Origin of the sequence: Pseudomonas sp. AFG_SD02_1510_Pfu_092, assembly GCF_003331055.1 — a bacterium.
GTDB lineage: Bacteria > Pseudomonadota > Gammaproteobacteria > Pseudomonadales > Pseudomonadaceae > Aquipseudomonas.
Map to the genome: position 1 here is coordinate 20,925 of NZ_PUQD01000064.1, position 7,812 is coordinate 28,736.

Annotated in this window: 7 protein-coding genes; all 7 read right to left on the reverse strand. The window is 66.0% G+C overall.

The annotated features are described in order from the left end of the window. Positions 1-29: 29 nt before the first annotated feature. Complete coding sequence (locus C6A77_RS21590; protein WP_114171295.1) at positions 30-1,853, reverse strand: S9 family peptidase; 1,824 nt, start codon at positions 1,851-1,853, stop codon at positions 30-32. Then, complete coding sequence (gene pqqE, locus C6A77_RS21595) at positions 1,819-2,979, reverse strand: pyrroloquinoline quinone biosynthesis protein PqqE (protein WP_114171296.1); 1,161 nt, start codon at positions 2,977-2,979, stop codon at positions 1,819-1,821. Before pqqE ends, C6A77_RS21590 begins: the two co-directional genes overlap by 35 nt. Further along, complete coding sequence (pqqD, locus tag C6A77_RS21600; protein WP_114171297.1) at positions 2,951-3,226, reverse strand: pyrroloquinoline quinone biosynthesis peptide chaperone PqqD; 276 nt, start codon at positions 3,224-3,226, stop codon at positions 2,951-2,953. Before pqqD ends, pqqE begins: the two co-directional genes overlap by 29 nt. After that, positions 3,223-3,978 (reverse strand): pyrroloquinoline-quinone synthase PqqC, encoded by a 756-nt coding sequence (pqqC, locus tag C6A77_RS21605; RefSeq protein WP_003255592.1) that lies wholly within the window; start codon positions 3,976-3,978, stop codon positions 3,223-3,225. The genes pqqD and pqqC overlap by 4 nt, the downstream gene beginning before the upstream one ends. A 153-nt stretch (positions 3,979-4,131) precedes the next feature. Continuing rightward, the gene (gene pqqB, locus C6A77_RS21615; protein WP_114171298.1) at positions 4,132-5,043 is read right to left on the reverse strand and encodes a pyrroloquinoline quinone biosynthesis protein PqqB; all 912 of its coding nucleotides are present in this window, start codon (positions 5,041-5,043) and stop codon (positions 4,132-4,134) included. Positions 5,044-5,121: 78 nt separating this feature from the next. Beyond that, a complete protein-coding gene (gene pqqA / locus C6A77_RS21620; protein ID WP_003243383.1) occupies positions 5,122-5,193 on the reverse strand; it encodes a pyrroloquinoline quinone precursor peptide PqqA in 72 nt (23 codons plus the stop codon). Positions 5,194-5,350: 157 nt separating this feature from the next. Continuing rightward, positions 5,351-7,651, reverse strand: a complete 2,301-nt coding sequence (gene pqqF, locus C6A77_RS21625) for a pyrroloquinoline quinone biosynthesis protein PqqF (protein WP_114171299.1) — start codon at positions 7,649-7,651, stop codon at positions 5,351-5,353. Between the last annotated feature and the right edge of the window lie 161 nt (positions 7,652-7,812).

Consider the following 7,812-nt stretch of genomic DNA (forward strand, 5'->3'; position numbering starts at 1 on the left):
CGATTGGGCTGCAACGCAGCCCCAGATGCTCAGCCCCCCAACACCCGGCAATAGAACTTCCATTCCTCTTCCAGCGCATGCGCCAGGTTCTGCGCCTTGCGGAACCCATGCCGTTCCCCTGCATAGAAGTGCCCTTCAGCCTCGATCCCGTTGGCCTGCAGCGCCTCCAGCATCGACCGCGTCTGCTCCGGCACCACTACCGCATCCAGTTCGCCCTGGAAGAAAATCACCGGCACCTTGATCTGCCCGGCATGCAGCAGCGGTGTGCGCTGGCGATAGCGCTCGGCGTCTGTCAGCGGGTCACCGATCAGCCAGTCCAGGTAATCCCCTTCGAACTTGTGCGTGGCGCGGCCCAGGGCAAGCGGGTCGCTGACCCCGTAAAGACTGGCACCGGCGCGGAACACGTCATGGAACGCCAGGGCGCACAGGGTGGTGTAGCCGCCCGCGCTTCCCCCGCGGATGAACGCTTTGTGGCGGTCGACCAGGCCGCGTGCCGCCAGGTGCTCGACCGCCGCGCAAGCGTCAGCCACATCGCTTTCACCCCAGCGCAGGTGCAGCGCCTGGCGGTACTCCCGGCCATAGCCGGTGCTGCCCCGGTAGTTGAGGTCGGCAACGGCGAAGCCGCGCTGGGTCCAGTACTGGATGCGCGGGTCGAGCACCGGATAACAGGCCGAGGTCGGCCCGCCATGGATGAACACCACCAGCGGCGCAGCCCCTTGCGCGCGTGCTGGCGGATAGAAGAAGCCATGCGCCCGTTCGCCGTTGCTGCCGTAGTGAATCGACTGCGGCTGGCTGATCTGCCCTGCCGGCAGCATCTCGGCACCCCCGGCCAGCACGCTGACCTGGTGGTTGCTGCGGTCGATGGCAATCACCGCCGGCGGGCTGATCGGCGAAGCGGCGATGGCGTAGAGCTGTTCGCTGTCCATGGCCAGGCTGCGAAAGCGCGTGTAGGCACTGGCGAAACGCGCCATGCGGCCGTCGCTGCCCAGCAGGCCAAGCTGGCCGAAGCCTTCTTCGGACCAGCTGGCCAGATAGCTTTGCGGCCCCAGCGGCAGCCAGGTGCAGGTACCCAGTTGCCAAGGCGCGGCGGCGTGGTCCGCAGGCGCCGCTGGCAGTGCCTGCCACTGCCCATCGATTTCGCCCCAGGGTTGCCAGAAGCCATTGCGGTCGGACAGGCAATACAACAGGCCATCGGCATCGAAACGCGGCTGTTGCAGTGATTCGTCAACGCCGGCCACACAGTGCGCCGGCCCCCACTGGCCGCTGGCGTCCCGCGTACGGCACATCAACCGGGTCACGGTCCAGGGTTGGGCCGGGCGGTCCCATTCGACCCACGCCAGGCGCTGGCCATCGGCACTTACTGTGGGCGAGGCATAGAAGTCGGCGCCCTCGGCGAGTATTTCGCGGCTACCCTCGCGCAAAGCGACCAGGCGATGCTCGACCTGATCGGCATGGCGTTCCTCGACGGCCAGCAGCAGGCCGTCGTGCCATTGCACATCGCCGTAACGGCACTGGGCATCCTGGGTCAGCGCGCGCGGCGGCACAGCGTCCAGCGGCTGGGTGTAGACCTGCTGGTCCTTTTCGTTGACGAACACCAGCCCGTCACCACCCAGGCAGAAACTGCCGCCGCCATATTCGTAAACCCGGCTGCGCACGCTGAAACCATCCGGCGTCAGGCAGCGGGCCTGGTAGTGCAGCCAGTGCCAGATGCGACAAGCGCCATCGGCGGGGCGGAATTCAAGCCAGAACAGCCCGTCGGCACTGGCCTTGAGTTCGGCAAAGTCGGTGCCGGCGGCAACTGCCTGGGCTGCGCTGAACTCAGCCGCGGGCGATGACACGGGAGTTTCGTTCATTGCGGAAAGTCATCTGTTCAATGGCGAGCTGGGCGCTTTCCGCCTCCTCGCGGGCCTTGAGGATGATGCCGTGGTCGGCCGACTTGGCGCACACCGGGTCGGCGTTGCTGGCATCGCCGGTCAACATGAAGGCCTGGCAGCGACAGCCGCCGAAGTCCTTTTCCTTCTCGTCGCAGGAGCGACACGGCTCGGGCATCCACGCATAGCCACGGAAGCGGTTGAAGCCGAACGAGTCGTACCAGATGTGTTGCAAGTCGTGGTCGCGCACGTTGGGGAACTGCACCGGCAACTGGCGCGCGCCATGGCAGGGCAGCGCAGTGCCGTCCGGCGTGATGGTGAGGAACAGGCTGCCCCAGCCGTTCATGCAGGCCTTGGGCCGCTCTTCGTAGTAGTCCGGGGTGACGAAGATCAGCTTGCACGGGTTGCCCTCGGCCTTGAGCTTGTCGCGGTATTCGTTGGTAATGCGTTCGGCCCGCTCGAGCTGGGCGCGCGTCGGCAGCAGGCCCAGGCGGTTGAGGTGGGCCCAGCCGTAGAACTGGCAGGTGGCAAGCTCGACGAAGTCGGCCTCCAGGGCGATGCACAGCTCGATGATGCGGTCGATCTTGTCGATATTGTGCCGGTGGGTGACGAAGTTGAGCACCATCGGGTAGCCATGGGCCTTCACCGCACGGGCCATTTCCAGCTTTTGCGCGAAGGCCTTTTTCGAGCCGGCCAGCAGGTTGTTCACCTGCTCATCGCTGGCCTGGAAGCTGATCTGGATATGGTCCAGCCCGGCCTTCTTGAAGTCGGCGATGCGCGCCTCGGTCAGGCCAATGCCCGAGGTGATCAGGTTGGTGTAGTAACCCAGCCGGCGGGCCTCGCCGATCAGTTCGGCAAGGTCCTGGCGCACCAGCGGTTCGCCGCCGGAAAAGCCGATTTGCGCCGCGCCCATTTGCCGCGCTTCGGCCATCACCTTGAACCACTGCGCGGTGCTCAGCTCCTGGCCCTGGGCAGCGAAGTCCAGCGGGTTGGAGCAGTAGGGGCACTGCAGCGGGCAGCGGTAGGTCAGCTCGGCCAGCAGCCACAGCGGCAAGCCGACTGCGGGCGCTGGCGGTAACTCAGGCGAGGACGATCCAGTGTTCGGCACGGGCCACCTCCATGAACTGCTCGATGTCGTCGGCCACTTGCGCGACACCGGGGAACTGTTGTTCGAGTTCGCCTATGATCGCGGCGACGTCGCGTTGCCCGTCGATCAGGCCACCGATCAGGGCCGCGCTGTCGTTGAGCTTGATCATGCCTTCGGGGTACAGCAGCACATGGCCCTTCTGCGCCGGCTCATACTGGAAGCGGTAGCCAGGGCGCCAGTTTGGCACTTGATTACGGTCGAAACTCATAGGGTGATCCCCTTGTGCCACACCCGTTCCTGGGTGACGGAGTGATAGGGCGGGCGGTTCAGCTCGTAGGCCATGCTCATGGCGTCGAGCATGCTCCAGAGGATATCCAGCTTGAACTGCAGTATTTCCAGCATACGCTCCTGGCCGGCACGGGTGGTGTAGTGCTGCAGGGTAATCGCCAAGCCGTGCTCCACGTCACGCCGGGCCTGGCCCAGGCGGGTGCGGAAGTATTCGTAGCCGGCCGGGTCGATCCACGGGTAGTGCTGCGGCCAGCTGTCCAGGCGCGACTGGTGGATCTGCGGGGCGAACAGCTCGGTCAGCGAACTGCTGGCGGCCTCCTGCCAGCTGGCCCTGCGAGCAAAGTTGACGTAGGCGTCCACGGCAAAGCGCACACCGGGCAGCACCAGCTCTTGGGAACGCAGCTGGTCAGGGTCCAGGCCCACGGCCTGGCCCAGGCGCAGCCAGGCTTCGATACCGCCGTCTTCGCCGGGCGCGCCGTCGTGGTCGAGCAGGCGCTGGATCCACTCTCGGCGTACTTCGCGGTCCGGGCAGTTGGCCAGGATCGCGGCATCCTTCATCGGGATGTTGACCTGGTAATAGAAGCGGTTGGCCACCCAGCCCTGGATCTGCTCGCGCGTGGCGCGGCCCTGGTACATCGCCACGTGGTACGGGTGATGGATGTGGTAGTAGGCGCCCTTGGCGCGCAGGGCCTGCTCGAATTCGGCAGGGGACATTGGCAGTGCGTCGCTCATTCGGCTGGCTCCTGTATAGCTGAGTCTCGGCTCGATCCCTGTGGGAGCGGGTTTACCCGCGAACACCGGCGAAGCCGGTGCCATACACTGTGTGGGATTCTTCGCGGGTGAACCCGCTCCCACAGGGCCTGTGTTGCTTGTGCGATCTGGCTGTTACAACTCGATACTCATGCCATCGAAGGCCACTTCCACGCCCCGGCGCAGCACTTCGGCGCGCTCCGGCGAGTCTTCGTCGAGAATCGGGTTGGTATTGTTGATGTGGATAAGTACCTTGCGCTGGCGCGGGAAGCCATCGAGCACTTCCAGCATGCCACCCGGGCCGTTCTGCGCCAGATGGCCCATTTCACGGCCGGTACGGGTGCCCACGCCACGACGCTGCATTTCATCGTCTTCCCACAGCGTGCCGTCGACCAGCAGGCAGTCGGCGCCTTCCATCATCGCCAGCAGTTTCTCGTCCACCTGGCCCAGGCCCGGGGCATAGAACAGCTTGCCACCGGTGCGGGTGTCCTCGACCAGCAGGCCAAGGTTGTCGCCCGGATGCGGGTCGAAGCGGTGCGGCGAGTACGGCGGTGCGGCGCTGCGCAGCGGGAACGGTGTGAAGCGCAGGTTGGGGCAGGCGTCGATCACGAAGCTGCCTTGCAGCTCGATGCGGTTCCACTGCAGGCCACCATTCCAGTGGCTGAGCATGTTGAACAGCGGGAAACCGCTGGTCAGGTCCTGGTGGACCATGTCGGTGCACCACACCTGGTGCGGGCAACCTTCGCGCAGGCTGAGCAGGCCGGTGGTGTGATCGATCTGGCTGTCCAGCAGCACGATGGCGTTGATGCCGGTGTCGCGCAGGGCCCGGGCCGGCTGCATCGGGGCAAACGCCTGGAGCTGGGCGCGGATGTCGGGCGAGGCATTGCACAGCACCCAGTGCACGCCGTCGTCGGACAGGGCGATGGACGACTGGGTACGCGCCGTGGCGCGCAGGGTGCCGTCACGGAAGCCCTTGCAGTTGACGCAGTTGCAGTTCCACTGGGGGAACCCGCCACCGGCGGCGGAACCAAGAACCTGGATGTACATGGCTGCTCTCTATGCAGAAACCGTAGCGAAAAAACGAAAACGCCCCGGCAGGCCGAGGCGTTGAACCGTAAGCCCGGCTTAGCGGTTGGCGAAGTACATGGTGACTTCGAAGCCGATGCGCAAATCAGTGTATGCAGGTTTGGTCCACATGGAATTACTCCTTCCGGATGAGGGTTTGGTTTGTCAGCTACTACTTGGGTACCGCCACGCGCTGGAGGTTCCCACGGCTGGGATTGCGCTATCTTACAAGAAAAATTTGTACCGAAAGGTTAATTATTTGAAAAGTCCCTTGCGGTTTTCGTAACAATCATGGGCCTTCGCGCAGCCAGGAAGCATCTGGCGCCGCAGCGTTGGCCAGGCATAACCAGGTGGAACCTGAATCGAGCAGCTGGCTCAGCAGGTGGTCCAGATCCGTCTGCCGCGTATGCAGGATAGACCTGCGCAGCATATCCAGACCGCCGGGTTGTGTAGCCAGGCATGTCTGCCATGCCCATTCGGCAACTTCGGCGTTACCCATCGCCGGTTCGTCGAATTGCCCGGCCAGTGCCTGGCGCGCGGCAGGGTCGAGGGGCACGCCCTGGCGCAGCAAGGTCAGCAAGTGCTCGAGAATCTGCGCCTGGCTGGCATGCGGCGACTGCACCCCGAACAGCAGGCCGCCGACCCCCTCGACCTGACGAAAGGCACTGAATACCGCATAGCCGAGTTGCAGCTCTACCCGCAGGCGTTGGTAAACCGGCCCTTGCAACAGATGAGCGAGCAGGCGGCCAGCGGCTTGCAAGGCGGCCGGCACCGGACAGAACAGCAACAGGGCATGTTCGCTGCCGGGCACATCGACATGTTGCCAGCGGTGGCCGGCCCAGGCGGGCACCGCGCCAGGCGTTGCGCCCTGGCCGGGGCAGTGCTGCAGCGCGTTGCCCAACGCGCCCAAGGCGGCATCATCGAAGCCTGCGGCCATGCCATGCCAGCGCGCGTGTTGCCACAGGCTGTCGAGCTGCGCCTGAGCCGGCGTGCAGGCTGTCGCAGGCCCAGGGCTGGCGCCCAGTAGCGCATCGGGCAGTTGCTGGAGCAGGGCCCTGATGGGTATCAGCGCCGGGGTTGCTGCCGCGGCAGGTAGCCAGCTGCCGGATGGCGGCTGGCGCATCAGCGCCAACGCCTGTTGCACCGTGCGCAACACCGCTGCCGGCAACCCGGCGCAGCGCAATTGCCAGTGCTCGCCAGCGCTACTGAACTGCACTTGCACCGCAACACGCTCGGCGCGCTCTTGTAGAGGAAGCAAGGCCCGTTCGAGTACCGGCTGAAGGTGCTGGCGCAAGGGCGAAGGAACCTGCCAGCGCAGGTACAGCGCCGCGTACTGCCGAGTGCCCGGCAACTGGTCGCTGACCGTCAGGGCCGCAGGCAGTGGCTGCGGCTCGGCAGCAGGCAGATCGGCGAGCAGCAAAGCGTCGACAGGGGGCAGTTGCCAATGCCCATACTCGCGGGCCGGCAGGCCATCCAACAGGGCGCGCAGGGCTCGCAAACCTTGTGTATCCAGGCCAGCGTATGGCTGGCCGGCACTGTCCCGGCGCGCCAGCTCAAGCGCGCTGGCGCTGCGTTCGCGGCTTTGCTGCAGCAGCGCGAAGTCGGCGTTCAAGCGTTCAGGTTCGGCCTGGCGAATGAAGCCGAACCAGCCCTGCAACAGCGCATCGACTTGCTCCGGGCAGGCATCCGCGCCGAGCTTCAGGTCGATGTGCCACAGCAGCTGCCCGGCGAAGGCATACAGCGCCTCGGCCTTGAAACCTTGTAGCCAGCCACGCTGGCGAAGCGCGTCCAGCCAGGTGCCTGGGCGGCTGTCACCAAGACAGGCGATCAGTAACTCAAGGGCCTGCTCGGCACCTGCCGGGAGGTTTTCGTGGGTGAAGAGCAGACGCGTTTCGCTCGCCGACAATGGCGGCGGCAGCGCCTGCGGCGAGCGTTCACCCGTTGCGAACAATGCGGCATGTTGGCGGCCCAGCGCTTCCAGCTCATCCAGCGGCTGCGGGCCGCACAGGCTCAAGCTGACCTGGCCACCGTGGTAGAAACGCTGGTGAAAACCAACGAGCGCTTGCTGAAAGGCCGGGTCCTGCAAGGCCAGGGTATGCCGGTTACCGGCATGAAAAGCGCTTAGTGGGTGGCCGGGCGCCGCTGCCTGCAACAAGGCGAACTGCTGCCGAGCCTGCGGGTTGCGCGACCAGGCGATGAACTCGGCATGGATCACTTCGCGTTCGCGGCGTTGGCGCTCGATGCCCAGGTCCGGCTCGGCGAGCATCTGGCACAGGCGCTCGAGCCCCCCGGCCAGAGCGCTGGGGGGGACCTCGAAGAAAAAGTCGGTGGTGCGTTCGCGGGTGCTGGCATTGACCTGGCCGCCGAACGCCTGCACGTAGCGCATCAGGCCGTGTTCCAGCGGAAAGCGCGGGGTGCCGAGGAAGAACAGGTGCTCCAGGAAGTGGGCCAGGCCGGGCCATTTGCCCGGCGCGTCGTGGCTGCCCGCATGCACCCGCAGCGCCGCTGCCGAGCGCTTGAGGCGCGGGGCGTGGCGCAGGGTCAGTTGCAGGCCGTTGGCGAGGGTCAGGTGGCGAATGGCGTCAGGCATGGAAACTCCGGGGCAGGTGTTCATGCTAAACCATTTGTGTGGGCAGGCTCGGCCTCTTCGCGGGGGGGGCCCCCCCCCCCCGGGGGGGGGGGGGGGGGGGGCGGGGGGGGGGGGGGGGGGGGGGGGGGTGGGGCGGGGGGGGGGGGGGCGCGCCCAAAGTA

Bases quoted from the DNA above. Each gene is read 5' to 3' on its own strand.
- pqqC (WP_003255592.1), bottom strand. From the start codon at position 3,978: ATGAGCGACGCACTGCCAATGTCCCCTGCCGAATTCGAGCAGGCCCTG.
- pqqD (WP_114171297.1), bottom strand. From the start codon at position 3,226: ATGAGTTTCGACCGTAATCAAGTGCCAAACTGGCGCCCTGGCTACCGC.
- C6A77_RS21590 (WP_114171295.1), bottom strand. From the start codon at position 1,853: ATGAACGAAACTCCCGTGTCATCGCCCGCGGCTGAGTTCAGCGCAGCC.
- pqqF (WP_114171299.1), bottom strand. From the start codon at position 7,651: ATGCCTGACGCCATTCGCCACCTGACCCTCGCCAACGGCCTGCAACTG.
- pqqB (WP_114171298.1), bottom strand. From the start codon at position 5,043: ATGTACATCCAGGTTCTTGGTTCCGCCGCCGGTGGCGGGTTCCCCCAG.